A 25,948-nucleotide genomic window follows, 5' to 3' on the forward strand; every position below is an offset into this window, starting at 1 on the left:
GCCTTGTGTCCCGCTTCGGAGTCCCTACCATGACGGCCCACGCCGACCTTTCGCCGACCCTGCAACTCGCCTGCGATCTGATCCGTCGCCCTTCCGTGACGCCGATCGACGCTGACTGCCAGAAGCTGATGATGCAGCGCCTGGGCGATGCCGGCTTCATGCTTGAGCCGATGCGCATCGAAGACGTCGACAACTTCTGGGCCACCCACGGCAAACACGAAGGCCCGGTGCTGTGCTTCGCCGGCCACACTGACGTGGTACCGACCGGCCCGGTACAGGCCTGGCAGAACGACCCGTTCGACGCGCTGATCGATGAGCACGGCATGCTCTGCGGCCGTGGCGCGGCCGACATGAAAGGCAGCCTGGCAGCCATGCTGGTGGCCGCTGAACGCTTTGTCTGCGACTACCCGGACCACAAGGGCAAGGTCGCATTTTTGATCACCAGTGACGAAGAAGGCCCGGCCCATCACGGCACCAAGGCCGTGATCGAACGTTTCGCCGCACGTAACGAGCGTCTGGACTGGTGCATCGTCGGCGAGCCGTCGAGCACTTCCCTGGTGGGTGATGTGGTCAAGAACGGCCGTCGCGGTTCTCTGGGGGCCAAGCTCACCGTTCGCGGCGTTCAAGGCCATGTGGCCTACCCGCATCTGGCCAAGAACCCGATTCATCTGGCCGTGCCTGCGCTGACCGAGCTGGCCGCCGAGCATTGGGACAACGGCAATGCCTTTTTCCCGCCAACCAGCTTCCAGATTTCCAACCTCAACTCAGGCACAGGCGCGACCAACGTCATCCCGGGTGATCTGGTTGCAGTGTTCAACTTCCGCTTCTCCACCGAGTCCACCGTTGAGGGCCTGCAAAAGCGCGTCGCGGACATCCTGGACAAGCACGGCCTGGACTGGCACATCGACTGGGCGCTGTCCGGCCTGCCGTTCCTGACCGAGCCGGGGGCGCTGCTGGATGCCGTGTCGTCGAGCATCAAGCAGGTGACCGGTCGCGAAACCAAGGCTTCCACCAGCGGTGGCACATCCGACGGTCGCTTTATCGCGACCCTGGGCACCCAGGTGGTAGAACTGGGGCCGGTCAACGCGACCATTCACCAGGTCAACGAACGGGTGCTGGCCAGCGATCTCGACGTGCTGACCGAAATCTACTACCAGACCCTGATCAAGTTGCTCGCCTGATGCTCGCCTGCCCGATCTGCTCCGAGCCGCTCAACGCGGCAGACAATGGTGTGGTGTGCCCTGCCGGCCATCGCTTTGACCGTGCCCGCCAGGGCTACCTGAACCTGCTGCCGGTGCAACACAAGAACAGCCGTGACCCAGGCGACAACCAGGCTATGGTTGAAGCCCGCCGCGACTTTCTTAACGCCGGGCATTACGCCCCTGTGGCCAAACGCCTGGCCGAACTGGCCGCCGAACGCGCGCCGCAGCGCTGGCTCGACATCGGCTGTGGCGAGGGTTACTACACCGCGCAAATCGCCGACGCGCTGCCCAACGCCGATGGCTACGCGCTGGATATCTCCCGCGAAGCGGTCAAGCGTGCCTGTAAACGCAGCCCGCAACTGACCTGGTTGATCGCCAGCATGGCCCGCGTGCCACTGGCTGACGCCAGCTGCCAGTTCCTGGCCAGTGTGTTCAGCCCGCTGGACTGGCTCGAAGCCAAGCGCCTGCTCACCCCCGGTGGCGGCCTGATGCGTGTAGGCCCGACCCGCGGTCACTTGATGGAATTGCGCGAACGCCTGTACGACGAAGTCCGGGATTACGCCGACGACAAGCATCTGGCCCTGGTGCCCGAAGGCATGTCGCTACAGCACAGTGAAACACTGGAGTTCACCCTCAGCCTGAGCGAACCCCAGGATCGCGCCAACCTGCTGGCCATGACCCCTCACGGCTGGCGTGCCAGTGCCGAGCGGCGCGCCGAGGTCATCGAGCACCCCGAGCCTTTAGTGGTGACCGTGTCGATGCGCTACGATTACTTCGTACTTCAATAACCCATTTTACGGCCAGGGGCACATGCCCTTGGCCCGACTAATCCGCGAATGGATTTTTCAGACACGCAGTGAGGACATCCATGCGCCAACCCGATATCGAGATTTACCTGAAAGAAGCCGTCACTTACAAAGACGTCGAAGCCTGGCTGGCAAACGTGCTGGGACCGTGCACGGAATGGAAAAAGAAAGGCGAAACCTGGAAGTGCATGGCCGGCAACGTGCCCGTAACCTGGATGCCAAAAGCTGTAGGCAAATGGAATAGCCTGTACCTGGACAGTGACCAGACGCCGTGGGAAGACGACATCGCCTGCGCCAAGGCTGCTTTTGAGGCATTGCACATCGAAGTGCGCTGCGCGCCGGGCAGCTGGGTTGAAGAACAGGGCGAGGCAGACGCCGACCGCTGGATCCGCATCAGCGAAGACGGCCAGGAAGAAATCACCTGGAAAACCGGTTCCTGATTCGGACCGGCCATAGATCCCTTGTGGGAGCTGGCTTGCCTGCGATGCGACCGACGCGGTGTCTATGTGCACATGCGCTGATGCAATCGCGAGCAAGCCCGCTCCCACAGGGAGGGCAAGCAGTGCCTTACAACCCCACTACATCCTCGGCCTGCAGGCCCTTGGCGCCCGAGACCTGGGTGTATTCGACCTGCTGACCTTCGGCCAGGCTGCGATGGCCTTCACCGCGAATGGCACGGTAATGCACAAACACATCAGCCCCGTCTTCGCACTGGATAAAGCCGTAGCCCTTTGCGTCGTTAAACCACTTCACATTGCCCGTTACACGTGCAGTCATGGAACTTCCCCCCTTTTTATTATTGATCGGGCTCGTTAACTGGCCCTTTGAGAACTATCGTTTGAACCTGACTCTGCAAAACTCTGTCTGACGCAGTATCGCGAAAGACCACCGAGTATAGGTCAGGCAAAAAAACACTCAATCAATATTAGTTCAGCGCTTTTTTGCCGATTTTGCGCTGATACTGCAAACTACCCGACCGAGTAAACGCTCGTTTAATTCACTAACGCAGAAGCCGTATGACCCCCTCCCCATTCCGCCGCCTTGTATTTGGCGCCCTGCGTCGCTTGCTGTACCTGTGGGTGCGCTCGGAGACCATCAACCAGTCTTCGCTGACCCTGAACCTGGATCGCAGCCGACCGGTGTTCTATGTACTGCAATCGCCCTCGCTGACCGAGCTGGCCGTTGTCGACGCCGAGTGCTCCAAAGCCGGCCTGCCGCGCCCGGTGCTGCCAGTTGCCGTAGGCGAGATGATAGAGCCAGCTGCCTTCTTCTACCTGACCCCCGAGCCGGACTGGCTGGGGCGTCAGGACAAGCGTGGCGCACCGCCGGTATTGACCCGACTGGTTGACGGCTTGAGCCAGCACCCGGGGGAAGACGCGCAAATCATCCCGGTCAGCGTATTCTGGGGCCAGTCCCCCGACAGCGAGTCCAGCCCCTGGAAACTGCTGTTCGCCGACAGCTGGGCCGTGACCGGGCGTTTGCGGCGCATGCTGCGCATCCTGATTCTGGGCCGTAAAACCCGCGTGCAGTTCTCGGCCCCTATCCATATGCGAGAGCTGGTCGACCTCAACAAGGGCCACGAACGCACCGTGCGCATGGCCCAGCGCATTTTACGGGTGCACTTTCGCAACCTGAAAATCTCGACCATCGGCCCCGACCTGTCGCACCGGCGTACGCTGGTAAAGGGCCTGGTCAACGAGCCTTCCGTGCGCCAGGCGATCCTCGATGAAGCCGAGCGCGAGAATATTTCACCCGACAAGGCCCGTGCCCTTGCGCTGCGCTACGCCAATGAAATCGCCTCGGACTACACCTACACCGCGATCCGTTTTTTTGAAGTACTGCTGAGCTGGTTCTGGAACAAGATTTACGATGGGGTCAAGGTCAACCAGATCGAGAGCGTGCAAAAGGTCGCCCAGGGCCATGAGATCATTTATGTGCCGTGCCACCGCAGCCATATCGACTACCTGCTGCTGTCCTATCTGCTGTTTCGCAACGGCCTGACCCCGCCGCACATTGCCGCCGGGATCAACCTGAACATGCCGGTGCTGGGCCCGCTGCTACGCCGTGGCGGGGCATTTTTCATGCGCCGCACCTTCAAGGGCAACCCGTTGTACACCTCGGTGTTCAACGAATACATGCACACCCTGTTCACCAAGGGTTTCCCGGTTGAGTACTTCGTCGAAGGTGGCCGCTCGCGCACCGGACGCATGCTGCAACCGAAAACCGGGATGCTGGCCATCACCGTGCGCAGTTTCCTGCGTTCATCACGCACGCCGATCGTGTTCGTACCCGTATACATCGGTTACGAACGCGTTCTTGAAGGCCGTACCTACCTGGGTGAGCTGCGCGGCGCCAGCAAGAAAAAAGAGTCGATTTTTGACATTTTCAAAGTGATCGGTGCGCTGAAAAAACAGAAGTTCGGTCAGGTCGCAGTCAACTTCGGCGAGCCGATCAAGCTGGCCGAGTTTCTTGAGCAGGAGCAGCCGGGCTGGCGTCAGCAGGAGCTTGCACCGTCCTACCGCCCTGAATGGCTGAGCCAGACCACCAACCGCCTGGGAGAAAAGGTTGCCCGGCATCTGAATGAAGCGGCGGCCATCAACCCGGTAAACCTGGTGGCACTGGCCTTGCTGTCCACTACCCGCCTGGCCCTGGATGAGCAAGCCATGGCCCGGGTACTGGACCTCTATCTGGCCCTGCTGCGCCGTGTGCCTTACTCGCCGTACACCACCTTGCCCGAAGGCGATGGCCCGGCGCTGATCAAGCATGTCAAAGACATGAATCTGCTGGCCGAGCAAAGCGATGCGCTGGGCAAGATCCTCTATCTGGATGAGCAGAACGCGGTACTGATGACTTATTACCGCAACAACGTGATGCATATCTTTGCCTTGCCATCATTGCTCGCCAGCTTCTTCCAGAGCACTTCGCGCATGAGCCGCGAACAGATCCTGCGCTACACCCATGCGCTGTATCCGTACCTGCAATCGGAACTGTTTATCCGCTGGTCCGAGCAAGAACTCGACGGAGTGGTCGATCAATGGCTTGAAGCCTTTGTCGAGCAAGGGTTGCTACGGTTCGAAAAAGACGTGTACCTGCGCCCTGCGCCAAGCTCGCGACACTTTGTATTGCTGACGCTGCTGTCCAAAAGCATTGCGCAAACCCTGCAGCGCTTTTACATGGCCATATCCCTGCTGCTCAACAGCGGCCAGAACACCCTGAGCGCCGAAGAACTGGAAGACCTGTGCACCATGATGGCCCAGCGCCTGTCGATTCTGCATGGGCTCAACGCCCCGGAATTCTTCGACAAGAGCCTGTTCCGGCACTTTATCCAGACCTTGCTTGAAGAGGACGTGTTGCGCCGCGATAGCAATGGCAAGCTGAGCTACCACGAATTGCTCGGTGAACTGGCTGAAGGGGCCGCCAAGCGCGTGTTGCCTGCGGAAATCCGCCTGTCCATTCGCCAGGTGGCATTGCACCGCAGTGAAGATGCCGCGGATATTTCCGAGAGCGTGGGATAATCCTGCAAAGTTGAGTTGAAACGTCTCAACCGGTTTCAGCCTTCCAATCCGCGACTAGCCTTGGATGTGTGCCGAAGATTTCGGCACACATCCAAAGCAAACCAACGATAAGGAAGTCTGGAAATGACCCAAGACAACAAAACCCCCTCCGAACACCCCTTTCCTGAAACCAGGGGTAATGCTGGCACGCCCTGGCATGTTCAGAATCCCGATGGCAGCGTCCACGGTGGCAACGGCATCCAACCCGCCAGCCACAACAACCCCCCTGACGAATCCCAGGATGAACCTCTGACTGAATAACCCACTGAAACAGCAGCGGTTGTCAGGCACAGGTTTGCCGCTTCAAAGGCAAGTTCATTGCTAGAATCCCTTCCATTCTCCAGTGTGAAATGTCTTACACAGGAAAAGAAACGGAGTCTGCCCTATGAAAAAGTTACTTTTACTGAGCCTGACCGCCCTGCTGGGAGCCTGTAGTTCCATGACCTCGACCCCGCAAGCGTCCCTCGACGGTGAAGTGTTCTACCTGCAACGTATCGCCCTGCCACCTACCGCTACACTGGAAGTGAGCCTGCAGGATGTGTCTCTGGCCGACGCGCCAGCGGTAACGCTGGCCAAGCAGAGCGGCCCGGTAAAAGGCCAGGTGCCACTGCCTTTCCACCTGACCTATGACCCGGCGCAAATCAAACCTGGCCACACCTACGCAATCAGCGCGCGGATTGAAGAGAACGGCCAGTTGCTGTTTATCAACACCGAGCGCAACAGTGTCGACCTGACGGCCAAGACCCAGCAGCCGATCCGTGTGCGCGTGGATCAGATTCGCTAATCCGCAGGCTCGCCCTCACCCCAACCCTCTCCCGAAGGGAGAGGGTTGGGGTGAGGGCTTTGGCTCCTAGACCTTCTTCACCTTGAACCAAGCCGCATACAACGCAGGCAAGAACAGCAACGTCAGCACAGTCGCCACGATCAACCCGCCCATAATGGCCACCGCCATCGGACCGAAGAACACGCTGCGTGACAGTGGAATCATCGCCAGTACCGCCGCCAGCGCGGTCAGCACAATCGGCCGGAACCGCCGCACCGTCGCTTCAATCACCGCCCGCCACGGATCCAGCCCCGCCGCCTTGTCCTGCTCGATCTGATCCACCAGGATCACCGAGTTGCGCATGATCATCCCCGACAACGCAATGGTGCCCAGCATCGCCACAAAACCGAACGGTTTGCCAAACAACAACAGGAACAATGTCACCCCGATCAAACCCAAAGGCGCCGTCAGGAATACCATCACCATGCGCGAGAAACTGCGCAGCTGCACCATCAGCAACGTCAGCACTACCACGATAAACAGAGGTACACCGGCCTTCACCGAGTCCTGGCCGCGGGTGGAGTCTTCCACCGTGCCACCCACTTCCAGCAGATAGCCATCTGGCAGCTCGGCACGCACACCTTCCAGGGTCGGCAGAATCTGCTGCACCAGGGTCGCCGGTTGCTCCTTGCCGTAAATATCCGCCCGCACCGTCACGGTCGGCAGACGATTGCGGTGCCAGATAATGCCTTCTTCAAAGCCGTACTCCAGGGTCGCAATCTGCGACAGGGCAACGCTCTGGCCATTATCGGTCGGTACCGCCAGGCTCGGCAGCAGCGCCAGTTCGGTACGTTCCTGGGCTGTGCCGCGCAGCAGAATTTCGATCAACTCGTTATCTTCGCGGTACTGGCTGACCGTCGAGCCCAGCAAGGTACTTTGCAAGAAGCGCGACAGGTTGGCCGTACTCACCCCCAGGGCACGCGCCCGGTCCTGATCGATATTGAGGTTGACCACCTTGCTCGGCTCTTCCCAGTCCAGGTGCACGTTAACCACATGGGGGTTGCCCCGCACCTGGGCTGCGACCTTGCGCGCCAGCGCCCGTACCTCTTCGATATGCTCGCCGGTCACCCGAAACTGCACCGGATAGCCCACAGGCGGGCCGTTTTCCAGACGCGTCACCCGCGAGCGTATCGTCGGGAACTGTTCATTGAGCGTGTCGATCAACCAGGTGCGCAGGCTTTCCCGGTCCTCGATGGTCTTGGCCAACACCACAAACTGGGCAAAGCTCGCCGCGGGCAGTTGCTGATCCAGTGGCAGGTAATAGCGGGGCGAACCGGTGCCTGCGTAAGCCACATAGTTCTCGATGCCCGGGTGATCCTTGAGCAGTGCCTCGAGCTGCTTGACCTGGTCGGTGGTGTTGCTCAACGAAGCACCCTCGGCCAGCTTCATATCGACCATCAGCTCCAGTCGGCTGGACGCCGGGAAGAACTGCTGCGGAACAAACTTGAACAGCACCACCGAGCCTATAAACACCAACGCGGTCAGGGCAATCACGGTTTTGCGCCGGGTCACGCACCACTCCACCAACCGACGTACGCGCTGGTAAAATGGCGTTGCATAGGGGTCAGGCACGCCAGCCCCTGTGCCGTGTTTGGCCGCATGAATCTTCGCCAGGTCCGGTAACAACAGCGCGCCCAAATACGGCACAAACACCACCGCAGCCACCCACGACGCCAGCAGGGCAATGGTCACCACCTGGAAAATCGAGCGGGTGTATTCGCCGGTGCTCGACTGCGCCATGGCAATCGGCAAAAAGCCCGCAGCCGTTATCAGCGTACCGGTGAGCATCGGGAACGCGGTGCTGGTCCAGGCAAAGCTGGCGGCCTTGAGCCGGTCGTAGCCCTGCTCCATTTTGATCGCCATCATTTCCACGGCGATGATCGCGTCGTCGACCAGCAGGCCCAGCGCCAGCACCAACGCGCCCAGCGAGATCTTGTGCAGGCCGATGCCAAAGTAATGCATGGCGGCAAAAGTCATGGCCAGCACCAGCGGAATGGTCAGCGCCACCACCATGCCGGTACGCACACCCAGGGAGAAAAAACTCACCAGCAAAACGATGACCAGTGCTTCGACCAGCACCTGCACAAACTCACCAACGCTGGTTTTCACCGCCGCAGGCTGGTCTGACACTTTGCCCAGTTGCATCCCCGCCGGAAGGTTTTTCTGGATCCGCTCAAACTCGGTGTCCAGTGCCTTGCCCAGCACCAGAATATCGCCACCGTCCTTCATCGCCACGGCCAGGCCAATCGCGTCCTGGCCCATAAAGCGCATGCGCGGTGCCGGAGGATCATTAAAACCGCGACGCACATCCGCCACGTCGCTGATGCGCAAGGTGCGCTCGCCTACGCGAATGGGGAAGCGCTCGATCTCTTCGACCGTCTTGAAGTTACCGCTCACACGCAATTGCACGCGCTCGGTCGGGGTTTCGAAGAAGCCCGCCGTCGATACTGCGTTTTGCTCTTCAAGGGCTTTTTGCACGGCAGCCAGCGGCAAACCCAGGGTCGCCAGCTTGAGGTTGGACAGTTCGATCCAGATTTTTTCGTCCTGCAGGCCCAGCAACTCGACCTTGCCCACATCCTTGACCCGCTGTAGCTGGATCTGGATACGGTCAGCGTAGTCCTTGAGTACCGCGTAGTCGTAACCTTCGCCGCTCAGGCTGTAGATATTGCCAAAGGTCGTGCCAAATTCATCGTTGAAGAACGGCCCCTGAACATCCGGTGGCAAGGTGTAGCGGATATCACTGATCTTTTTGCGTACCTGATACCACAGCTCGGGGATCTGGTCGGAATGCATCGAATCGCGGGCCATAAAGGTCACTTGCGATTCACCCGGGCGCGAGAACGAGACAATGCGCTCGTACTCGCCGGTTTCCATCAGTTTCTTCTCGATTCGCTCGGTGACCTGACGCGAGACTTCTTCAGCCGTGGCGCCCGGCCACAGGGTGCGGATTACCATCGCCTTGAAGGTAAACGGCGGGTCTTCGCTCTGCCCTAATTTGGTGTAAGAAAGCCCGCCAACGATTGCCAGCAACAGCATCAGAAACAGGACGATCTGGCGATTACGCAATGCCCATGCGGACAGGTTGAAACCCATGGGGATCACTCCTTGGCCGCAATATTGATTGCCCGATTGGAGCGATCAATCGGCCGCACCTCCTGGCCGGGATGCAACACATGCACACCGGCGGCGACAATCCAGTCCTCGGCCGTAAGGCCTTCGAGCACCGGCACGCTGCTTTCGCCAAACGGCCCCACGCGCACGGGCACCTGCTCCAGCTTGTTGCCCTGGCCCACCCGCCACACATAGGACGCACCATTTTCCGCCGTCAGGGCCGACAACGGCACCGACAGCGAGCTGACACCTTCACTCTGAATAAACACCCGGGCACTTTGTCCCAGTTCGGCAGGCACTTTGCCAGCGGTGAAAGCGATACGGGCAGCAAAGGTGCGCGATTTAGGATCAGCTGAAGGCGACAGTTCGCGGATGCGACCGCTGAAGCGCTGGCCAGGCTGCGACCACAACTCGACCGCTACCGGCATGCCTATCTTGAAACGGCCAAAATCCTGTTCCGGCAAGCTGATCAACACCTCACGCTCGCCATCGGCAGCCAGGGTAAACACCGTTTGCCCGGCATTGACCACCTGCCCCACTTCGACCTGACGCTGGGCAATCACACCGTCTTGCGGCGCACGCAACACCGCATAACTCGCCTGATTGCTGGCCACGTCCTGCTCGGCCTTGAGCTGTTGCAGCCTGGCTTCGCCTGAGTGGAAGAGGTTTTCGGCGTTGTCGAACTGCGAACGGCTGACCATCTGCCGGTCCAGCAGGGTCTTGTAGCGGTCGCGCTCGGCACGCACCAGGTTCAGGTTGGCCTGCCCGGCGGCGACCTGGGCGCGGGTGGCGTCCAGTTGCAGGCGCACGTCCTGCGGGTCCAGCTCGGCCAGCGGCTGATTAGCCTTGACCCGCTCCCCCTCGTCCACCAGACGCTTGGTAACTTTGCCGCCAATGCGAAACGCCAACTGCGGGTCAAAGCGTGCCCGCACTTCGCCGGGGTAACTCTGGCTGGCCAGTGCCGAAGGCTGCGGTTGCACCACCATCGCCGGGCTGATGCTGATTTTTGCGGGCTCCTGCTGCCCACACCCAGACAATAAAAACAGCAGACACACAGGCACAGCGCGGGGCAAGGCATGGCGCAACATGGTGATGACCTTTCGCTAATGGGGCTTGGAATATTTATACTGGCAGCATGTTATTAATACTAAACTCACCAGTCCAGTAATAAACGGATATGTCTGACAATCCTTTACCCCCCAATGCCCTCGGGCGCCCCAAGGACCTGGCAAAACGCCAGTCGATCCTCGACGCCGCCAAAACCCTGTTTTTGACCAAGGGCTATGCCAACACCAGCATGGATGCGGTTGCGGGTCTGGCAGGTGTGTCAAAACTGACGGTCTACAGTCACTTCACCGACAAGGAGACCCTGTTTTCCTCGGCCATCATGTCCAAATGCACCGAACAGTTGCCGGTACTGTTCTTTGAATTGCCTGCAGGCAAGCCGATCAAGGATGTATTGCTGAACATTGCCCGTGGTTTTCAGGTGCTGATCAACAGTGAAGAGTCGCTGAACCTGCATCGCCTGATGGTTGCTCTGGGCAGCCAGGACCCGAAGCTGTCGCAGATTTTTCTGGAGGCCGGGCCGGAGCGCGTGGTGCACGAGATGGAGGGGCTACTGCGCAAGATGGATCAAAGTGGCGCGCTGCAGATCGACAACCCCCATTATGCGGCGGAGCACTTCTTCTGCATGCTCAAGGGCGCGCCGAACTTTCGCCTGCTGTTTGCTGGCGGTGAACCGCCGGGGCCTGAGGAAAGCGAGGCCCATGTGCAGGAAGTGGTGGGGATATTTATGCGGGCGTATCAGCCATTGTCGTGAGACCGCGGCGCCTTTTAGCCTCACCCCAACCCTCTCCCGGAGGGTGAGAGGGCTGATCTGTGGTGTTACGCAGATTTGCTTTTACCTTTTAGGCCCCTCTCCCTCCGGGAGAGGGCTAGGGCTAGGGGCTTTTAAGGTTTCAACGCTTTTTTCGGATAAATATCGTAACGGCTCGACTTACCATCCAGCGCATGGCTCGGCTTGGGCCCGGCAATGCACGGTGCCTTGCGCGGGCGCTTGACCACCACCCGGTGGCTGGCCAACGCCAGCGCAGCTTCCAGCAACGCCGGGGCATCGTTGTCATCACCCACCAATGGCCGGAACAAGCGCATTTCCTTTTTCACCAGGGCGGTTTTTTCGCGATGGGGGAACATCGGGTCCAGGTAAATCACCTGCGGCGGTTCGCCTTGCCAATTGCGCATCACTTCGATCGAATTGCCCTTGAGCAAGTGCATACGCGACACGATCGGCGCCACCTCAAAGTCATCCAGACCACGGGCCAGCCCGTCTTCGAGCAAGGCACCGATCAGCGGCTGGCGCTCGATCAGGCTCATTTCACAGCCCAGGCTCGCCAGCACAAATGCATCCTTGCCCAGGCCCGCCGTGGCATCCAGCACCCGCGGGCGCACACCCTGCTGGATGCCCACGGCCTTGGCGATCATCTGCCCCGTGCCGCCGCCAAACAAACGGCGGTGGGCCGCGCCACCTTCGACAAAGTCGACCCGCACCGGGCCCGGCGCATCTGCGCCCAACTGCTGCAGCTGCAAACCCTGGGCGCTCAATTGCAAGGCGAACTCGGCGTCCGGTTCGTCCAACGACAAACCCAGACGCTCGGCCCATTGCTCGGCCAGGGCCTGATAAGCCTCGTCCAGTGCCTCGACTTTGATACGACAGCCCGCTGTTTGCTCAATCATCTAAAAACACGCTCAAAAATTTAATGATCGGCAAAGACTGCCGATAAATGAAATATCCGGCATTTTGCCAGAGCTGAGCGCCAACCGAGAGTTATGTCAGACATTCAATCCGCATCTATCGGCTTTATTGCGCCCATTGGTGACTTTGGCCGACACAATTCCCAGATCACAGGAAGCGTCAACCACCTGTGGAAGGACTTCTACGCCCAGGCATTGGCCGAGCAGTCCGGTACTGAAGGCTATGCGACGGTTGATACAGCGCCGACAGCCAAAAATGAAAATGCCGAGCCCCGTGGCGGCAGTGAGGTTTTGGGCACTATCGTGACCCAGCGCCACTGCGACGTTCAGGACACTGAACTGCGCCCGCCTGAAGCCCTGTTTTTGCCCATTGCCGAATTTGAACTGGACCTGCTGCCACCGCCCGCCGTGCCCTACCCGCCTGAGGTCATTGTCGAGCAACAACACCAGCAGGATTTCAACACTACGTGGGTGCGCCCAGTAGTCATGGCTCAGGGTCATCCGCTGCCTGAGCCGGGCCCTGCGCCTGAACCTCGCGCGTTGCATCTGCCCATTGCCGAGTTTGAGTCTGACTTGCTGCCGCCGCCTGCCGAGCCCTTCGATGCCATGACCCTGATCGAGCAACAACGGGCCATGGATTTCGATCTGGGCTGGGCACGCCCGCTGGTGGTCAACAACTTGCGCCTGGCGGCTTAAAGCAGGCCTAGTTGTTCGCGACTCTGGGGGGGATGCAGCTCGGGCAATGCCGGCAACCCAGGTAACCTTTCACTCAGTTGAAGATGAAAACGCCGTGCCAGTTCCGGAGCACGGTGATTGTCCGGCGTGTGCAAAAAAACATAGGGAGTGCGCCCTTCTTCGATCCAGCCCGCGACTTTTTCAACCCAGGGCACCAGGTAAGGATCGTTGGCCTCAAGCTCCGGACGGCCAATAAAACGCACCTGCGGACATTGCGTGAAAGCCGCCGGACGTGGGGGCACCCTGGGCTTTTTCGATTGTGCGTGAAGCACGGCAGGGTCGCCCGAATCACAACTGAACAGTGCCCGCGAATCAAGGCAGATACGCTCAACCCCTCGATCCATCAGCAGACGATTGAGCAGGCGCTCGGCATCGCCCTTGGCGAAGAACTCCGGATGCCGCACCTCAACGGCCAACGGCCTCTGCAAGGCGTCCACAAAGCTCACCAGCTCCGCCAGGCGCTGTGGCCCGAAGCTTGCCGGGAGTTGTAGCCAAAATGGCGCTACACGCGCTCCCAAGGGCTGCAACAGTTGCAGGAAGTCTTCGGCTGCATGCAATTGCTCGCGCAAATCACCGCCGTGACTGATATCCCGAGGGAACTTGGCCGTCAGCCGAAAGTGTTCAGGCAGGCTTTGTGCCCATCGGACCACCGTGGTCGGTGCAGGCCTGGCGTAAAACGTGGTGTTGCCCTCGACCGCATTGAACACCTGCGCATACAGGCTCAGAAAATCCGCCGGGCGGGCGTTTTGCGGATACAGCCCTTCGCGCCAGGCGTTTTCACTCCAGGACGGACAACCGAGGTAGTAAGGAAGGTCAGTCATGTACTCAGATGTAAAGATCCAGGCCCAGCACTTCCTGTTCCCAGTCGACGAAGCCTGCGGTGGTCAGGTAGCTGGCAAGGGCACTGGCCGCGCTTTTGCTCATGGCGCGCTGGAAGATCATGTCTTGCGAGCGCACCGGCAACTGGCTGATGCGCTCGGCGCCGGAGGATGTGCGGGGGGTGTTTTCGGGCGCAGCCTCAGTGTCTTCAACCGACTCATCAACCACCGCCTGACCATTACGCGGCTTGCGCTTGATGGGGTATGACCGGGGAGAAAAGCTGTCAATGCGCATGGCTGCATGCTCTGTAACGATAGATACAATTTAGCGGCGCAGGGCAGACTAAGCAAATGGGCCGGCCATTTTGTAGCAGCAGCCTCGCTCCGCTCGGCAGCTGCTACAAAAGTGGATCAAACGCCACGTTCGGCTTTTGTAGCCGCTACCTTGTCGCGCAGGTACACAGGCTGGGCGTCATCGGCACGGATGGCTTCGCCGCGGGCCCAGGCAAAGCGGGCCAGGGTCAGCAGGTCTTCGGCGTGGGGCAACATGCCTGCGTCCATTGCATACGGCTTGACGTTCAAGCGCTCGGCATAGCCCCAGCCAGTGCCCGCGCCATACCAGTCGCCTGTAGCACCATCGGGCAAGGCCGCAGCCTCAGGCGCCAATACCGCTTCAGCGCCTTGCAGGCGCATCTCACCCGCTTCTTCGCGGTAGCAGCCCCAATACACCTCGTCCATGCGTGCATCGATCGCCGACACCACCTGGGTTGCGCCGTGCTCACGGTGAGCACGCTGGGCCAGGACCGCCAGGTTGGAGATCGGCAACACCGGGCGCTCCAGTGCAAAGGCCAGGCCCTGAACCACGCCAATGGCAATACGCACACCGGTAAAGGCACCAGGCCCGCGACCGAAGGCAATGGCCTCAACCGCCGACAGCTCGACACCGGCCGCGGCCAGCAGCGCCTTGATCATCGGTAACAGCTTTTGCGCATGCAGGCGCGGGATCACCTCGTAGTGGCTAGTAACCTTGCCATCGTGCAACAAGGCAACTGAGCAAGCTTCAGTCGCGGTATCCAGGGCCAGCAAGGTGGTCATCGGTGTTCCCGTCAGAATCAGAATTGAAAAAAGTGCAGCAGTATAAACAACAACAGCCCGCAAGCGGGCTGTTGTCATGACGCAAAATCGACTTATCAGCTCAGTGCTTCAAGCACCTTGGCCGTGATCGATTCGACCGAGCCAACGCCTTCAACGTGGCTGTACTTGGGCTTGCCCTGAGCAGCGGCCAGCTTCTGGTAGAAGTCCACCAGCGGCTTGGTTTGCGAATGGTAAACAGACAGGCGGTGACGAACGGTTTCTTCGGTGTCGTCCTTGCGCTGTACCAGATCTTCGCCGGTCACATCGTCCTTGCCTTCAACCTTTGGCGGGTTGTAGACGGTGTGGTACACACGGCCCGAGGCTTCGTGTACACGACGGCCAGCAATACGCTGGACGATCTCTTCGTCTTCAACGGCGATTTCCAGCACGTGGTCCAGCTCGACACCGGCTTTAACCAGCGCTTCAGCTTGCGGAATGGTGCGCGGGAAACCGTCGAACAGGAAACCGTTTACGCAATCCGGCTGAGCAATGCGCTCTTTGACCAGATTGATGATCAGGTCGTCGGAAACCAGGCCACCGCTGTCCATCACGCCTTTGGCGATCAGGCCCAGCTCGGTGCCGGCTTTTACGGCTGCACGCAACATGTCGCCGGTGGAGATTTGCGGGATGCCAAATTTTTCAGTGATGAACTTTGCCTGAGTACCTTTACCGGCCCCGGGAGCTCCCAGCAGAATTACGCGCATCGATGTGCTCCTCAAATTTTTTATTTAAATGACAACAAACTCGCCTCTTTGGGCCAGTCTCAAAATCGGGTTATGGCCATCAAAACGGCCAAGGGCTGATCAAGATACACAGCAGGCCCGGCCCACACAAGCCGCCCAAAGTAGGAAAAATTACAGCCAAACGGGCCTGTGCGGCCGGGTGTCACAGGTCGCAACCCCACAATAAAGTGTCGCGCCCGCGCAGCGATCGGCATCCAGTCTGCCGTGTCCCCGCCCGCTCTGGCGCGACATTTGCCGCTGTTTTGCCTTAGCCGGTGTTGCGCAAGCCGGCCGCGATCCCGGCCACAGTCACCAGCAACGCTTGTTCCAGAGGGCTGTCCTGCGCCGCTTGCTGGCGACGCGAGCGTGCCAGCAGCTCGGCCTGCAATAGATGAAGAGGATCAAGGTAAGTGTTGCGCAAACGGATGAACTCGAGCGTCTCCGGGCTATGTGCCATCAACTGCGCCTGCCCGGTCAAGCCCAGCACCACTGCGCACGCCTGCGACAATAAGTCGCGTAAGTGCGCACCCAATGGCAGCAGTTCCGGGCTCACCAGGCGCTCGTCGTAAAGCCGGGCGATATCGGCATCGGCCTTGGCCAGGACCATTTCCAGCATGTCGATACGGGTGCGAAAGAAGGGCCACTGCTCACGCATTTGTGCCAGTTGATCACCTTCACCGCGTTCCAGCGCACGACGCAATGCAGTTTCCCAACCCAGCCAGGCGGGCAACATCAGGCGGGTCTGGGTCCAGCCAAAAATCCAGGGGATGGCCCGCAGGCTTTCAATGCCCCCTGCCCGGCGCTTGGCCGGCCGACTGCCCAGAGGCAAGCGGCCCAGCTCCTGCTCCGGGGTGGACTGGCGAAAGTACTCGACGAACTGCGGATTATCCCGCACTACGCCACGGTAGGCAGCGACCCCGTCTGCCGCCAGCTCATCCATCAGTACCCGCCAGCCCGGCTCCGGCAGGGGCGGTGGCAGCAAAGTGGCCTCCAGCACGGCGGCCAGGTACAGGTTGAGATTTTGCTCGGCAATGTCCGGCAGGCCGAATTTGAAGCGAATCATTTCGCCCTGTTCAGTGGTGCGGAAACGCCCCGCCACCGAGCCCGGCGGCTGCGACAGGATGGCCGCGTGAGCCGGGCCACCGCCGCGCCCCACGGTACCGCCGCGACCATGAAACAACAGCAGCTCGACGCCTTGCTCACGGCAGATATTGACCAGGGCTTCCTGCGCCCGGTACTGCGCCCAGGCGGCCGCGGTGGTGCCCGCATCCTTGGCCGAATCGGAATAGCCGATCATCACTTCCTGCGGGCCCTGCAGGTGCGCGCGATAACCCGGCAACAGCAGCAGGCGCTCGATCACCGGCCCCGCATTGTCGAGGTCGGCGAGGGTTTCGAACAGCGGTACAACCCGCATCGGCCGCTCCAGCCCAGCCTCCTTGAGCAACAGTTGCACCGCCAGTACATCCGAGGCAGCACCGGCCATCGAGATCACGTAGGAGCCCAGCGAGGCGCCCGGTGCGGCAGCGACTTCGCGGCAGGTCGCCAGCACTTCGGCGGTGTCGGCACCCGGCTTGAAATAACCGGGCAACAACGGCCGACGGTTGTTCAATTCGCGCATCAGAAAGCTAAGACGCGCATCTTCGTCCCAGTCCTCATAGCGGCCCAGGCCCAGGTAATCGGTGATTTCAGTCATGGCCGAGGCATGGCGTGCAGCATCCTGGCGCACATCGAGGCGCACCAGGAACAGGCCGAAGGTTACAGCCCGACGCAGGAAATCGAGCAGCGGGCCATCGGCAATTACGCCCATGCCACAGGCATGCAGGGACTGATAACACAGCTGCAACGGCGCCAGCAGTTCGCGATTGTCCTGCAGCACTTCAGGCGGCGCGGCCTGGGTGCTGTGCAAGGCTGTATGCGCCCAATTGCGGGTGGCCCGCAGGCGTTCACGCAATTGTTTGAGTACGGCGCGATACGGCTCGGCGCTGTCGCCTGCGGCGGCCAGCAGTTGCGCCGAGGCCTGTTGCATCGACAGATCGGCCGCCAGTTTGTCGATATCGCGCAGGTACAGGTCCGCCGCCATCCAGCGCGCCAGCAGCAGTACTTCACGGGTAACGCTGGCCGTGACATTGGGATTGCCATCACGGTCGCCGCCCATCCAGGAAGCAAAGCGGACCGGTGCGGCCTCAAGCGGCAAATGCAGGCCGGTCGCGGCATGCAGAGCTTTGTCAGCCTTACGCAGCATATGCGGCACGGCGTGCCATAACGAATGCTCGATCACCGCAAAACCCCACTTGGCCTCATCCACAGGGGTAGGTCGGGTGCGACGGATTTCTTCGGTGTGCCAGGCCTCGGCGATCAACCGCTGCAAGCGCTGATGAATCTCGGATTTTTCCGCGAGGGTCAGGTCACGATGGTCCTGGGCCGCCAGTTGCTCGGCAATGGCATCGTACTTCTGGATCAGGGTGCGGCGAGTCACTTCAGTGGGGTGTGCGGTGAGTACCAGTTCAATTTCAAGACGGCTGACCTGGCGCGCCAGCGACTCGGGGTCATGGCCTTCGGCGAGCAGGCGCGCAAGCAGTTGCGGCAACACCAGCGCCTCGAACGGCTGGGGCTGGCCTTCTTCACGGCGGTGGATCAGCTCGTACTGCTCGGCAATATTGGCCAGGTTCAAAAACTGGTTGAAGGCTCGCGCAACGGGCAGCACTTCGTCATCGCCCAGGGCGTCCAGAATGGCGCTTAACTCCTCGCCGGTGGTGCCGCGCCGGTCGGCTTTGGCCCCCTGGCGAATGCGCTCGATCTTGGCGAGAAAAGCTTCGCCGTATTGGTCACGAATCGTATTACCCAACAGCTCACCCAGCAGGTGAACATCATCGCGCAAGCGTGCATCAATATCGGTCATCAGCAGTTTCTCCAGCAGGATCCGGGGACAGCTCGTGCCCCAAGAGTGCGTTGCAAAGGCAGTTGGAGGCAAGCCATGGGAAGCACAGATTTAAAAAAATGCGCTGACCAATCGGTCAGAAAATCTTTTAGGCCAAATGCCATCTTTTTTTGAACTATTCAAAAAACGCTTCGGTCACAGCCATTAACCATCACCGCTGGAACTCGTGTTCCAACACTCCGGGTGACGTCGCCAGTCGTGATGGAATTTGCTTTTTTAAGGAGCTTCCCAATGGAGTTGAAGACCATGATGACCCGCACTGTCAAAACCACCTCACCTCGCCTGCGCGGGCTAAAACTGGCTGCGCTGGCAATCGGCACCAGCTTCGTTCTGGCCGGTTGTGCTGGCAATCCACCTTCAGAGCAGTACGCCGTGACGCAATCGGCGGTGAACAACGCCGTGAGCGCAGGTGCCACTGAATATGCACCGGTGGAAATGAAGTCAGCCCAGGACAAGCTCAAGCAGGCCGAGCTGGCCATGCATGACAAAAAATATGACGAGGCCCGCCGCCTGTCCGAACAGGCTGAGTGGGATGCTCGCGTAGCAGAGCGCAAGGCCCAGGCAGCTAAAGCAGAGAAGGCTGTTCAGGATGCTCAGAATGCCGTTCAGCAATTGCGTCAGGAAGGCATGCGCAGCGTTCAGTAAACGCTGCCCTTTTTTGACTGCATCTGACGACACAGCATTCCTAATCGATAGAAAGGACGACATATCATGCGCAATACAGTAATGATCCCTGCCCTGTTGGCCCTGAGCGTTGGCCTGGCGGCGTGCTCGCACCAGCCCAACGTCAACCTGGAAAACGCCAAGACCAACTTCTCGGCCCTGCAAACCAACCCTGAAGCGACCAAGGTTGCAGCGCTCGAAACCAAGGACGCCAGCGAATGGCTGGACAAGGCTGAAAAGGCTTACCTGAACAAGGAAGACGAGTCCAAGGTTGACCAGCTGGCTTACCTGACCAACCAGCGTGTGGAAGTGGCCAAGCAGACCATCGCGTTGCGAACCGCTGAAAACAATCTGAAAAACGCCGGTGCGGCGCGCAACCAGGCCTTGCTCGATGCCCGTGATGCGCAGATCCAGCAACTCAAAGGCATGAACGCCAAGCAAACCGAACGCGGCACACTGGTGACCTTTGGTGATGTGCTGTTCCAGTTCGGCAAATCCGAGCTGCAACCCAACGGCATGCGCAATATCAACACCCTGGCCGAATACCTGCTGCAGAACCCGGACCGCAAGGTGATTGTCGAGGGTTACACCGACAGTGTCGGTTCGGCGGCTTTCAACCAGACCCTGTCCGAGCGCCGTGCCGAGTCGGTGCGTAATGCACTGGTGCGCAAAGGCGTAGACCCTACCCGCATCGTGGCGCAGGGCTATGGCAAAGAATACCCGGTGGCCAGCAACAGCACCGATTCTGGCCGCGCCCAGAACCGCCGCGTTGAAGTGACCATCTCCAACGACAACCAGCCGGTTGCTCCGCGTTCAACCATGAAGTAAGACATGAAAAAGCCCCGCCTGAGTAATCAGGCGGGGCTTTTTTTTGCGCAAATATATCTACAACTGTGGGAGCGGGCTTGCTCGCGATGCAGACAGCGCGGTTCGTCAGGCATACCGAGGCGATTCAATCGCGAGCAAGCCCGCTCCCACAACAGAACGTTACTGCTCCAGCTTCGGCGTTTCCTGGCCCAGGCAACGTACGGCCTGTTTCTTGTTGTTGACCAGCACACCGGTCAGGCCTTTTTGCTCGGTATCGAACAAGACGATGATGCCGTCGATGCACTGCGCCACCTGGTTGGCCGGCGTGAGCGAAACCTTATAGTCCTCCCCCGGGATAGTCTTGAGCATGGTGAAGTCGCTGAGCAGCAAGGCGTCCTCGGGCTTGGCAAAATGCAGGTAACCGTAGTACCACAGGGCGCCCACGGTGCCGATGATGCTGCAGATACCGGTGATGATCAGGGGGATGGCGTTGCGTTCTTCACTCATTGTTGGCTCTCGGATTCAAGTTCGGTGTTCGGTGACGCGGGGTAATTGGCAATTTCGCCCAGGCGCCGCACGCCATTGAAATGTTGCGGGTCATCCAGGTAACGCAGCATTACCTGACGCCAGGTCGGGTCGGCAAACGTCTGAACATGGCCGCCACGGGTCAGTTGCAGCACCTTGGGCGGTGGCGCAGCCTGGTACAGGCGCAGGCCATTGGAAAGCGGCACGATGGGATCATCGAGGCTGTGGAAGATCAGCATCGGCGTGTCGCCCATGTTCGGTATCGCGTAAAGAGCACTGTCGGCATCCGGTACCAGCCAGGACAGCGGCACCTGCAGCGGCCAGGTCAGCCAGGACGTACTCAGGGCAAATTGCCCCACTTCGCGGTAACTGGCCGGCACGCCATCGAGCACCACCGCCTTGACTCGCGCGCGCTGCTGCGGGTGCTCGCTCAGGTAGTGGATGCCCATGGCGCCGCCCAGGCTTTGCCCCAGCACAATCAGCGGCAGGCCCCGGGCTTGCGGCTCATGCTGCAACCAGTCAAAAGCGGCATCGATGTCCTGATACACCGCCGGCAGCCCGGGCTCTCCTTGGGACAGGCCGTAACCGCGATAGTCGAGCATCAGCACTTGATAACCCTGCTCCGGCAACCAGGCAGTGGCGCCGAGATGGTAAGCCAGGTTGCCGCCATTGCCGTGCAGATGCAGCACCGTGCCCTTGAGCGGCACGCCTTTCTTGGCCGGTAGCCACCAACCGTGCAGGCGCGTGCCATCGGCGGCAGTCAGGGTGACATCGCTATAATCCAGGCCAGCGGCCTTCGGGGTAACCGGCTGGCCGGGCTCAGGGTAGAACAACAGGGAACTGCATCCGCTGAGGGTCAACAGCAGGCAGAGTGCAGCCAGGGTTTTCATCAGAACGATTCGCCTGAACGAGTGAGTGTGGGAGCGGGCTTGCTCGCGATGGCATCGACGCGGTTCAACTGAAACACCGCAGCGCCTGTATCGCGAGCAAGCCCGCTCCCACAGGGTTCACAAAATGTTGGAGTAATCCGCTTCGATACGGTCAAGGCTCAAATGGTTGAGGAAGTTGCTGAAGCACATCCAGGCCGAGAGCGCGTTCATGTCGCGGAACTGGTCCGGCAGGTACTTGGGCGCTACCACCAGGCCTTCATCCACCAACTGACGCAGGGTTCGCATGTCCTCCAGGGTGGTCTTGCCACAGAACAGCAGCGGCACTTGTTCCAGCTTGCCTTTACGTACGGCCAGCTGAATGTAGTTGTAAACCATGATGAAGCCCTTGAGGTAGGACAAGTCTTTGGTGAATGGCAGTCCATTTGGCACCGACCCACGGAAAACCCGACTCGCGTTGCCATAACTTTCTGGCATCTCGAAGCCTTGCTCGCGGAAAAACTCGTACACCTGCATGAAATCTGCGCCCTCCTCCACCATATGGATGGCGCGGGTTCGGTTGGTCAGTTTGCGCAGGCGACTGGGGTAGGAGGCAAAGGTGATGATTTCCATCAGGATTGCCAGGCCTTCCTGGGTCACGGTGGAAGAAGGCGGCCCCTTGGACAGGAAGGTGCAGATCGGCTGGTTCAGGCCATTGAGCGTGGTGCCCACATGCACCAGCCCTTCGTGGACTTCGAGGGCGCGCACGTCGCGTTCGTTGAACATCGCATCGGTACGGATCTTGATGTAATCGGCACCCGCCGCCGCATCTGCCACGATACCGTCGGACTCGAACACGCGGATGGTTTCTTCAGCCTCGCCAAACACCTTGTTCAGGCGGCTTTGCAGCAGATTCACGGCATCCTTGGCGGTCAGGATCTTGGCTTCGTCCTTGAGCGCCCCGCGCCCGTCGATGTTGTCCAGGTAATCGGACATCATCAGGCCCAGGTCAGCCAGGGTCGGATCGCCAGCATGAAACGCATCGGAAGCGGCGCCATACAGCTCCTGGGAAATAAGCCCGAAATCCTCGGTGCCACGTGCTTCGAGCATGCGCACCACCATGCGGTATTCCTTGCACATGCGCCGCATGATCTGCCCGACCGGGTTGAATTGCCCCAACTGGCGGGTGATATCCCGCTCGATGTTCTGGAACTCGGACTTCACCGCCGCCGAATCAAAAGCCAGTGGCCGGCCCAGGTAATAGTCGCGATCAACTGCAGGCATGGCCTTGCCTTTGGCCTTTAAAAAGCCCTGGCGGATGCTGTCATCCCACTTCACCGCATCCAGCACGCGGATCGGTGTCTGTGCCAACACGATGCGGTCAGACAAGGTGCGTATCGTGCGCTGGTAGTCGTCCACCGGCAGCTTCCTTCAGTTAACAGCGTTATTTGGCCACACGTTTATAGCGGGCCGCTTCGACAAATACGTCGGAATTGGCCGGGTCATCCAGATAGGCAAAGACTTCAGCCGACGGGCTTTTGATCAGGGTACCCGTCCCTTCAGCGGTTTCCACCGGCTCACCGTTCAACGCGGACTGGCCAATGGCCTGCTTGATCTGATCCAGGTCAAGATCGTAGATCACCAGTTCGCCGTTATCGGTCAGCTCAAATCCGCTGAGGGTATGGTTGCCGCCCAGTTTGGCCGGTATCGCGGCCGAGGCATACCAGCGGCTGCCGTGGCGGGCGACGATAAAGACATAGCGCTCACGGGCCTTGGGTTCGCCCTTGGGGTAAACGACGGCCTGGTAGCGTGTTTTGTCGATGGCACTGATATCGAGATTGCGCGCCTGGCCCCAGGCATCCTTGCTGACCCATTTGCCCAGCAGCTGTTTGGGTGCCGGCTGCGCCTCGATCGGGGCCTGGCTGAAGGTCACGAGACAGCCGTTCAACATCAAAAACGACAATGCCATAAGCATCACGCGCCAAACTTTCATGCCTGCATCCTTCTATAGAGCGGCCAACACCAAGTGCATGTAACGCGTAAGAATAGCCAGACGGTCGTCATCCGCCTCGGGCTGCGCGCCATCAAGTAGGGCCTGATATTCCATCCGACCGATAATCGCCGTCAAGACTTTGGCATCCTGCTGAGGTTGTGTGGAGCCTAGCACTTCGAAGATCTGCCCGGCACCCTGCAGGAAAATCTGCTGATGGGCACGTACCAGCACCGCCAGCCGCGGGTTGATCAATGCGGCCTGATGAAAAGCTTGCTCGGCCATCAACTGGTCGCGGCGGGTGAGCAGTTGGCGCTGAAGGTAATCGGCGGTCATCCGTGCAATATCATCGGCCAGCAGCCCCCGCGCCCGGTGGCTGCCATCGCCCTGGGCCATCATTTCCCGCAACTTGCCTTCGGTGCCCTGCCACAACTTGGCCATAAAGGCCGCACTGCGCTCCACATACTGGGCGAAGGTGTCGTTGATCAGGTCATCGATATCCTTGAAGTAATACGTGGTTGCCGACAACGGCACCCCCGCTTCGGCGGCCACCGCCCGATGGCGCACGCCCCGCACGCCGTCGCGTATGACGATGCGCATGGCAGCATCGAGAATCAACTGGCGGCGCTGCTCGCTGCCATGCCGGCTGGCCTTGCGACCCTGGTATTCGACACTTTGGGCAAGCGCCACCGCAACATTTGCTGCGCCTTGAGGAGGCATCACAGATTCCTTCTGAATTGAGCGGCGTTACCGAAACTGTGGGAGCGAGCCTGCTCGCGAAAGCCACCTTCACGAGCAGGCTCGCTCCCACAAACTCTCCTGATTATTCTGCTGGCTGCATGCCAGGCAATAAAAAGCCGCCTTTAACGGCGGCTTCTTATTCTGCATCGTTACGCTTGCGGGCGCATATGCGGGAACAGGATAACGTCGCGAATCGACGGTGAGTTGGTCAACAACATCACCAGACGGTCGATACCGATACCTTCACCGGCAGTCGGCGGCATGCCGTATTCCAGGGCGCGGACGAAGTCGGCATCGTAGTGCATGGCTTCGTCGTCACCGGCGTCCTTGTCGGCTACCTGTGCCATGAAGCGCTCTGCCTGGTCTTCTGCGTCATTAAGCTCGGAGTAGGCGTTGGCGATTTCACGGCCACCGATGAACAGCTCAAAACGGTCAGTAACGTTCGGGTTCTCGTCGTTGCGACGGGCCAGCGGCGACACTTCGAACGGGTACTGGGTAATGAAGTGCGGTTGCTCCAGCTTGTGCTCGACCAACTCTTCGAAAATCATCACTTGCAGCTTGCCCAGACCTTCGAAGCCCAGCACCTTGGCGCCGGCTTTCTTGGCGATGGCGCGAGCCTTGTCGATGTCGTTGAGGTCGTCAGCGGTCAGCTCGGGGTTGTACTTGAGGATCGAGTCGAATACCGACAGACGCACAAACGGTTCGCCAAAGTGGAACACCTTGTCACCGTACGGTACGTCTGTAGTGCCCAGAACCAGCTGCGCCAGTTCACGGAACAGCTCTTCGGTCAGGTCCATGTTGTCTTCGTAGTCGGCGTAAGCCTGGTAGAACTCCAACATGGTGAATTCAGGGTTGTGACGGGTCGACACGCCTTCGTTACGGAAGTTGCGGTTGATCTCGAACACTTTCTCGAAACCACCCACCACCAGACGCTTGAGGAACAGTTCCGGCGCGATGCGCAGGTACATGTCCATGTCCAGGGCATTGTGGTGGGTTTCAAACGGCTTGGCCGCAGCGCCACCCGGGATGGTTTGCAGCATCGGCGTTTCGACTTCCAGGAAGTCGCGTGCCATCAGGAAGCTGCGAATGTGGGCAATCACTTGCGAACGTACACGGAAGGTGTGACGCACGTCTTCGTTAACGATCAAGTCAACGTAACGCTGGCGATAGCGCTGCTCGGTGTCGGTCAGACCGTGGTGCTTGTCCGGCAGCGGACGCAGGGATTTGGTCAGCAGGCGCACGCTGGTCATTTCAACGTACAGGTCACCTTTGCCGGAGCGGGCCAGGGTGCCTTCAGCGGCAATGATGTCGCCCAGGTCCCAGGTTTTTACTTCGGCCAGGGTTTCTTCCGGCAGGGTCTTGCGGTTGACGTAGACCTGGATGCGACCGGTCATGTCCTGGATCACCATGAACGAGCCACGGTTAAGCATGATGCGACCGGCAACCTTCACCGGAATGGCGGCTTCGGCCAGCTCTTCCTTGGACGCTTGCGCATACTTCTTCTGCAGGTCAGCGCAGAGGCTGTCACGGCGGAAGTCATTCGGGAAGGCATTGCCCTTGGCACGCACGGCAGCAAGCTTTTCCTTGCGCAGGGCGATCAGGGCATTTTCTTCCTGTTGCAGGTCTTGCGGGTCGAGTTGTTGGTCGCTCATGTCTTTAAAAATTCCATCACAGTTCTGTTGCCCCCGCCTTGCGGCAGGGGGAAGCGGGCTTTGGCGCACCCTCTGGGCATCGCACTGGCTTCGCACACGTTTTGTTGCCG

Annotated in this window: 25 protein-coding genes; 10 read left to right on the forward strand and 15 right to left on the reverse strand. The window is 59.8% G+C overall.

The features are described from left to right. The first annotated feature begins 29 nt into the window (after positions 1 to 29). From dapE to V6L81_RS21315, 3 genes are all read left to right on the forward strand, one after another. Positions 30 to 1,181, forward strand: coding sequence for a succinyl-diaminopimelate desuccinylase (gene dapE, locus V6L81_RS21305; protein ID WP_095001298.1), 1,152 nt, complete (start codon positions 30 to 32; stop codon positions 1,179 to 1,181). Beyond that, positions 1,181 to 1,990 carry a putative RNA methyltransferase gene (locus V6L81_RS21310; RefSeq protein ID WP_095018175.1) on the forward strand — a complete coding sequence of 270 codons (810 nt, stop codon included), beginning with the start codon at positions 1,181 to 1,183 and terminating at the stop codon, positions 1,988 to 1,990. Before dapE ends, V6L81_RS21310 begins: the two co-directional genes overlap by 1 nt. Before the next feature lie 80 nt (positions 1,991 to 2,070). Next, positions 2,071 to 2,448 (forward strand): hypothetical protein, encoded by a 378-nt coding sequence (locus V6L81_RS21315; protein WP_095001296.1) that lies wholly within the window; start codon positions 2,071 to 2,073, stop codon positions 2,446 to 2,448. A 127-nt stretch (positions 2,449 to 2,575) separates the two neighbouring features. Here the strand turns inward: V6L81_RS21315 and V6L81_RS21320 are convergent, their stop codons facing one another. Further along, positions 2,576 to 2,785: a cold shock domain-containing protein gene (locus tag V6L81_RS21320; RefSeq protein ID WP_095001295.1), complete on the reverse strand. Its 210-nt coding sequence runs from the start codon at positions 2,783 to 2,785 to the stop codon at positions 2,576 to 2,578. A gap of 239 nt (positions 2,786 to 3,024) precedes the next feature. On the opposite strand from V6L81_RS21320, the gene plsB reads away from it, so the two are divergent. The 3 genes from plsB (at position 3,025) to V6L81_RS21335 (ending at position 6,346) form a co-directional block, all read left to right on the forward strand. After that, positions 3,025 to 5,523, forward strand: coding sequence for a glycerol-3-phosphate 1-O-acyltransferase PlsB (gene plsB, locus V6L81_RS21325; protein ID WP_095018176.1), 2,499 nt, complete (start codon positions 3,025 to 3,027; stop codon positions 5,521 to 5,523). A gap of 123 nt (positions 5,524 to 5,646) precedes the next feature. Beyond that, positions 5,647 to 5,823, forward strand: a complete 177-nt coding sequence (locus V6L81_RS21330) for a hypothetical protein (RefSeq protein ID WP_338660316.1) — start codon at positions 5,647 to 5,649, stop codon at positions 5,821 to 5,823. A 124-nt stretch (positions 5,824 to 5,947) separates the two neighbouring features. Further along, the gene (locus tag V6L81_RS21335) at positions 5,948 to 6,346 is read left to right on the forward strand and encodes a YbaY family lipoprotein (RefSeq protein WP_095001293.1); all 399 of its coding nucleotides are present in this window, start codon (positions 5,948 to 5,950) and stop codon (positions 6,344 to 6,346) included. A gap of 66 nt (positions 6,347 to 6,412) precedes the next feature. Here V6L81_RS21335 and V6L81_RS21340 read toward each other — a convergent pair whose 3' ends face one another. Both V6L81_RS21340 and V6L81_RS21345 read right to left on the reverse strand, forming a co-directional pair. Then, positions 6,413 to 9,478, reverse strand: a complete 3,066-nt coding sequence (locus V6L81_RS21340) for an efflux RND transporter permease subunit (protein WP_095001292.1) — start codon at positions 9,476 to 9,478, stop codon at positions 6,413 to 6,415. A 5-nt stretch (positions 9,479 to 9,483) separates the two neighbouring features. Beyond that, entirely contained in the window at positions 9,484 to 10,584 is a 1,101-nt protein-coding gene (locus V6L81_RS21345) for an efflux RND transporter periplasmic adaptor subunit (RefSeq protein ID WP_338660317.1), read from the reverse strand. An 89-nt stretch (positions 10,585 to 10,673) separates the two neighbouring features. On the opposite strand from V6L81_RS21345, the gene V6L81_RS21350 reads away from it, so the two are divergent. Continuing rightward, complete coding sequence (locus V6L81_RS21350) at positions 10,674 to 11,315, forward strand: TetR/AcrR family transcriptional regulator (RefSeq protein ID WP_095001290.1); 642 nt, start codon at positions 10,674 to 10,676, stop codon at positions 11,313 to 11,315. A gap of 131 nt (positions 11,316 to 11,446) precedes the next feature. Here V6L81_RS21350 and V6L81_RS21355 read toward each other — a convergent pair whose 3' ends face one another. Next, on the reverse strand, positions 11,447 to 12,229 hold the full coding sequence (locus V6L81_RS21355; RefSeq protein ID WP_095001289.1) for a class I SAM-dependent methyltransferase: 783 nt from the start codon (positions 12,227 to 12,229) through the stop codon (positions 11,447 to 11,449). Between the two features lie 93 nt (positions 12,230 to 12,322). On the opposite strand from V6L81_RS21355, the gene V6L81_RS21360 reads away from it, so the two are divergent. Beyond that, positions 12,323 to 12,943: an energy transducer TonB gene (locus tag V6L81_RS21360; protein ID WP_338660318.1), complete on the forward strand. Its 621-nt coding sequence runs from the start codon at positions 12,323 to 12,325 to the stop codon at positions 12,941 to 12,943. On the opposite strand, the gene V6L81_RS21365 is transcribed toward V6L81_RS21360, so the two are convergent. The 5 genes from V6L81_RS21365 to ppc all read right to left on the reverse strand — a co-directional run bounded on the left by V6L81_RS21365 (position 12,940) and on the right by ppc (position 18,555). Further along, positions 12,940 to 13,803, reverse strand: coding sequence for a DUF72 domain-containing protein (locus V6L81_RS21365; protein ID WP_095018180.1), 864 nt, complete (start codon positions 13,801 to 13,803; stop codon positions 12,940 to 12,942). The two genes, V6L81_RS21360 and V6L81_RS21365, sit on opposite strands and share 4 nt — an antisense overlap. 4 nt (positions 13,804 to 13,807) lie before the next feature. Then, positions 13,808 to 14,095 (reverse strand): hypothetical protein, encoded by a 288-nt coding sequence (locus V6L81_RS21370; RefSeq protein WP_095018181.1) that lies wholly within the window; start codon positions 14,093 to 14,095, stop codon positions 13,808 to 13,810. Positions 14,096 to 14,211: 116 nt separating this feature from the next. Then, positions 14,212 to 14,895 (reverse strand): tRNA (adenosine(37)-N6)-threonylcarbamoyltransferase complex dimerization subunit type 1 TsaB, encoded by a 684-nt coding sequence (gene tsaB, locus V6L81_RS21375; RefSeq protein ID WP_095018182.1) that lies wholly within the window; start codon positions 14,893 to 14,895, stop codon positions 14,212 to 14,214. 95 nt (positions 14,896 to 14,990) lie between these two features. Next, entirely contained in the window at positions 14,991 to 15,638 is a 648-nt protein-coding gene (gene adk / locus V6L81_RS21380; RefSeq protein ID WP_095001284.1) for an adenylate kinase, read from the reverse strand. A gap of 286 nt (positions 15,639 to 15,924) precedes the next feature. Continuing rightward, positions 15,925 to 18,555, reverse strand: a complete 2,631-nt coding sequence (gene ppc / locus V6L81_RS21385; protein WP_095001283.1) for a phosphoenolpyruvate carboxylase — start codon at positions 18,553 to 18,555, stop codon at positions 15,925 to 15,927. Between the two features lie 270 nt (positions 18,556 to 18,825). On the opposite strand from ppc, the gene V6L81_RS21390 reads away from it, so the two are divergent. Both V6L81_RS21390 and V6L81_RS21395 read left to right on the forward strand, forming a co-directional pair. Next, complete coding sequence (locus V6L81_RS21390) at positions 18,826 to 19,239, forward strand: DUF4398 domain-containing protein (RefSeq protein WP_019822131.1); 414 nt, start codon at positions 18,826 to 18,828, stop codon at positions 19,237 to 19,239. 66 nt (positions 19,240 to 19,305) lie between these two features. Beyond that, positions 19,306 to 20,085, forward strand: a complete 780-nt coding sequence (locus tag V6L81_RS21395; protein ID WP_095001282.1) for an OmpA family protein — start codon at positions 19,306 to 19,308, stop codon at positions 20,083 to 20,085. A 159-nt stretch (positions 20,086 to 20,244) separates the two neighbouring features. Here V6L81_RS21395 and V6L81_RS21400 read toward each other — a convergent pair whose 3' ends face one another. The 6 genes from V6L81_RS21400 to lysS form a co-directional block, all read right to left on the reverse strand. Beyond that, positions 20,245 to 20,571 (reverse strand): hypothetical protein, encoded by a 327-nt coding sequence (locus V6L81_RS21400; RefSeq protein WP_029611547.1) that lies wholly within the window; start codon positions 20,569 to 20,571, stop codon positions 20,245 to 20,247. Then, positions 20,568 to 21,479, reverse strand: a complete 912-nt coding sequence (locus tag V6L81_RS21405) for an alpha/beta hydrolase (protein WP_138738570.1) — start codon at positions 21,477 to 21,479, stop codon at positions 20,568 to 20,570. The genes V6L81_RS21400 and V6L81_RS21405 overlap by 4 nt, the downstream gene beginning before the upstream one ends. A 117-nt stretch (positions 21,480 to 21,596) precedes the next feature. After that, positions 21,597 to 22,874 carry a flavohemoglobin expression-modulating QEGLA motif protein gene (locus V6L81_RS21410; RefSeq protein ID WP_095001280.1) on the reverse strand — a complete coding sequence of 426 codons (1,278 nt, stop codon included), beginning with the start codon at positions 22,872 to 22,874 and terminating at the stop codon, positions 21,597 to 21,599. A 25-nt stretch (positions 22,875 to 22,899) separates the two neighbouring features. Beyond that, positions 22,900 to 23,448: a hypothetical protein gene (locus V6L81_RS21415; protein WP_095026621.1), complete on the reverse strand. Its 549-nt coding sequence runs from the start codon at positions 23,446 to 23,448 to the stop codon at positions 22,900 to 22,902. Between the two features lie 12 nt (positions 23,449 to 23,460). After that, positions 23,461 to 24,165, reverse strand: a complete 705-nt coding sequence (locus V6L81_RS21420) for a TetR/AcrR family transcriptional regulator (protein WP_095001278.1) — start codon at positions 24,163 to 24,165, stop codon at positions 23,461 to 23,463. Positions 24,166 to 24,335: 170 nt separating this feature from the next. Further along, positions 24,336 to 25,838, reverse strand: coding sequence for a lysine--tRNA ligase (gene lysS / locus V6L81_RS21425; protein ID WP_095001277.1), 1,503 nt, complete (start codon positions 25,836 to 25,838; stop codon positions 24,336 to 24,338). Positions 25,839 to 25,948 lie beyond the last annotated feature (110 nt).

Source organism: Pseudomonas bubulae, assembly GCF_037023725.1.
Taxonomy (GTDB): domain Bacteria; phylum Pseudomonadota; class Gammaproteobacteria; order Pseudomonadales; family Pseudomonadaceae; genus Aquipseudomonas; species Aquipseudomonas bubulae.

What these genes read in the sequence shown, in the direction of transcription:
- plsB (WP_095018176.1), top strand. Translation starts at nt 3,025, where the DNA reads ATGACCCCCTCCCCATTCCGCCGCCTTGTATTTGGCGCCCTGCGTCGC.
- adk (WP_095001284.1), bottom strand. Translation starts at nt 15,638, where the DNA reads ATGCGCGTAATTCTGCTGGGAGCTCCCGGGGCCGGTAAAGGTACTCAG.
- V6L81_RS21320 (WP_095001295.1), bottom strand. Translation starts at nt 2,785, where the DNA reads ATGACTGCACGTGTAACGGGCAATGTGAAGTGGTTTAACGACGCAAAG.
- V6L81_RS21340 (WP_095001292.1), bottom strand. Translation starts at nt 9,478, where the DNA reads ATGGGTTTCAACCTGTCCGCATGGGCATTGCGTAATCGCCAGATCGTC.
- V6L81_RS21405 (WP_138738570.1), bottom strand. Translation starts at nt 21,479, where the DNA reads ATGAAAACCCTGGCTGCACTCTGCCTGCTGTTGACCCTCAGCGGATGC.
- V6L81_RS21310 (WP_095018175.1), top strand. Translation starts at nt 1,181, where the DNA reads ATGCTCGCCTGCCCGATCTGCTCCGAGCCGCTCAACGCGGCAGACAAT.
- V6L81_RS21395 (WP_095001282.1), top strand. Translation starts at nt 19,306, where the DNA reads ATGCGCAATACAGTAATGATCCCTGCCCTGTTGGCCCTGAGCGTTGGC.
- V6L81_RS21330 (WP_338660316.1), top strand. Translation starts at nt 5,647, where the DNA reads ATGACCCAAGACAACAAAACCCCCTCCGAACACCCCTTTCCTGAAACC.
- V6L81_RS21365 (WP_095018180.1), bottom strand. Translation starts at nt 13,803, where the DNA reads ATGACTGACCTTCCTTACTACCTCGGTTGTCCGTCCTGGAGTGAAAAC.
- V6L81_RS21360 (WP_338660318.1), top strand. Translation starts at nt 12,323, where the DNA reads ATGTCAGACATTCAATCCGCATCTATCGGCTTTATTGCGCCCATTGGT.
- ppc (WP_095001283.1), bottom strand. Translation starts at nt 18,555, where the DNA reads ATGACCGATATTGATGCACGCTTGCGCGATGATGTTCACCTGCTGGGT.
- V6L81_RS21355 (WP_095001289.1), bottom strand. Translation starts at nt 12,229, where the DNA reads ATGATTGAGCAAACAGCGGGCTGTCGTATCAAAGTCGAGGCACTGGAC.
- dapE (WP_095001298.1), top strand. Translation starts at nt 30, where the DNA reads ATGACGGCCCACGCCGACCTTTCGCCGACCCTGCAACTCGCCTGCGAT.
- V6L81_RS21350 (WP_095001290.1), top strand. Translation starts at nt 10,674, where the DNA reads ATGTCTGACAATCCTTTACCCCCCAATGCCCTCGGGCGCCCCAAGGAC.
- V6L81_RS21335 (WP_095001293.1), top strand. Translation starts at nt 5,948, where the DNA reads ATGAAAAAGTTACTTTTACTGAGCCTGACCGCCCTGCTGGGAGCCTGT.
- V6L81_RS21390 (WP_019822131.1), top strand. Translation starts at nt 18,826, where the DNA reads ATGGAGTTGAAGACCATGATGACCCGCACTGTCAAAACCACCTCACCT.
- V6L81_RS21400 (WP_029611547.1), bottom strand. Translation starts at nt 20,571, where the DNA reads ATGAGTGAAGAACGCAACGCCATCCCCCTGATCATCACCGGTATCTGC.
- V6L81_RS21420 (WP_095001278.1), bottom strand. Translation starts at nt 24,165, where the DNA reads ATGCCTCCTCAAGGCGCAGCAAATGTTGCGGTGGCGCTTGCCCAAAGT.
- tsaB (WP_095018182.1), bottom strand. Translation starts at nt 14,895, where the DNA reads ATGACCACCTTGCTGGCCCTGGATACCGCGACTGAAGCTTGCTCAGTT.
- V6L81_RS21315 (WP_095001296.1), top strand. Translation starts at nt 2,071, where the DNA reads ATGCGCCAACCCGATATCGAGATTTACCTGAAAGAAGCCGTCACTTAC.
- lysS (WP_095001277.1), bottom strand. Translation starts at nt 25,838, where the DNA reads ATGAGCGACCAACAACTCGACCCGCAAGACCTGCAACAGGAAGAAAAT.
- V6L81_RS21370 (WP_095018181.1), bottom strand. Translation starts at nt 14,095, where the DNA reads ATGCGCATTGACAGCTTTTCTCCCCGGTCATACCCCATCAAGCGCAAG.
- V6L81_RS21345 (WP_338660317.1), bottom strand. Translation starts at nt 10,584, where the DNA reads ATGTTGCGCCATGCCTTGCCCCGCGCTGTGCCTGTGTGTCTGCTGTTT.
- V6L81_RS21415 (WP_095026621.1), bottom strand. Translation starts at nt 23,448, where the DNA reads ATGAAAGTTTGGCGCGTGATGCTTATGGCATTGTCGTTTTTGATGTTG.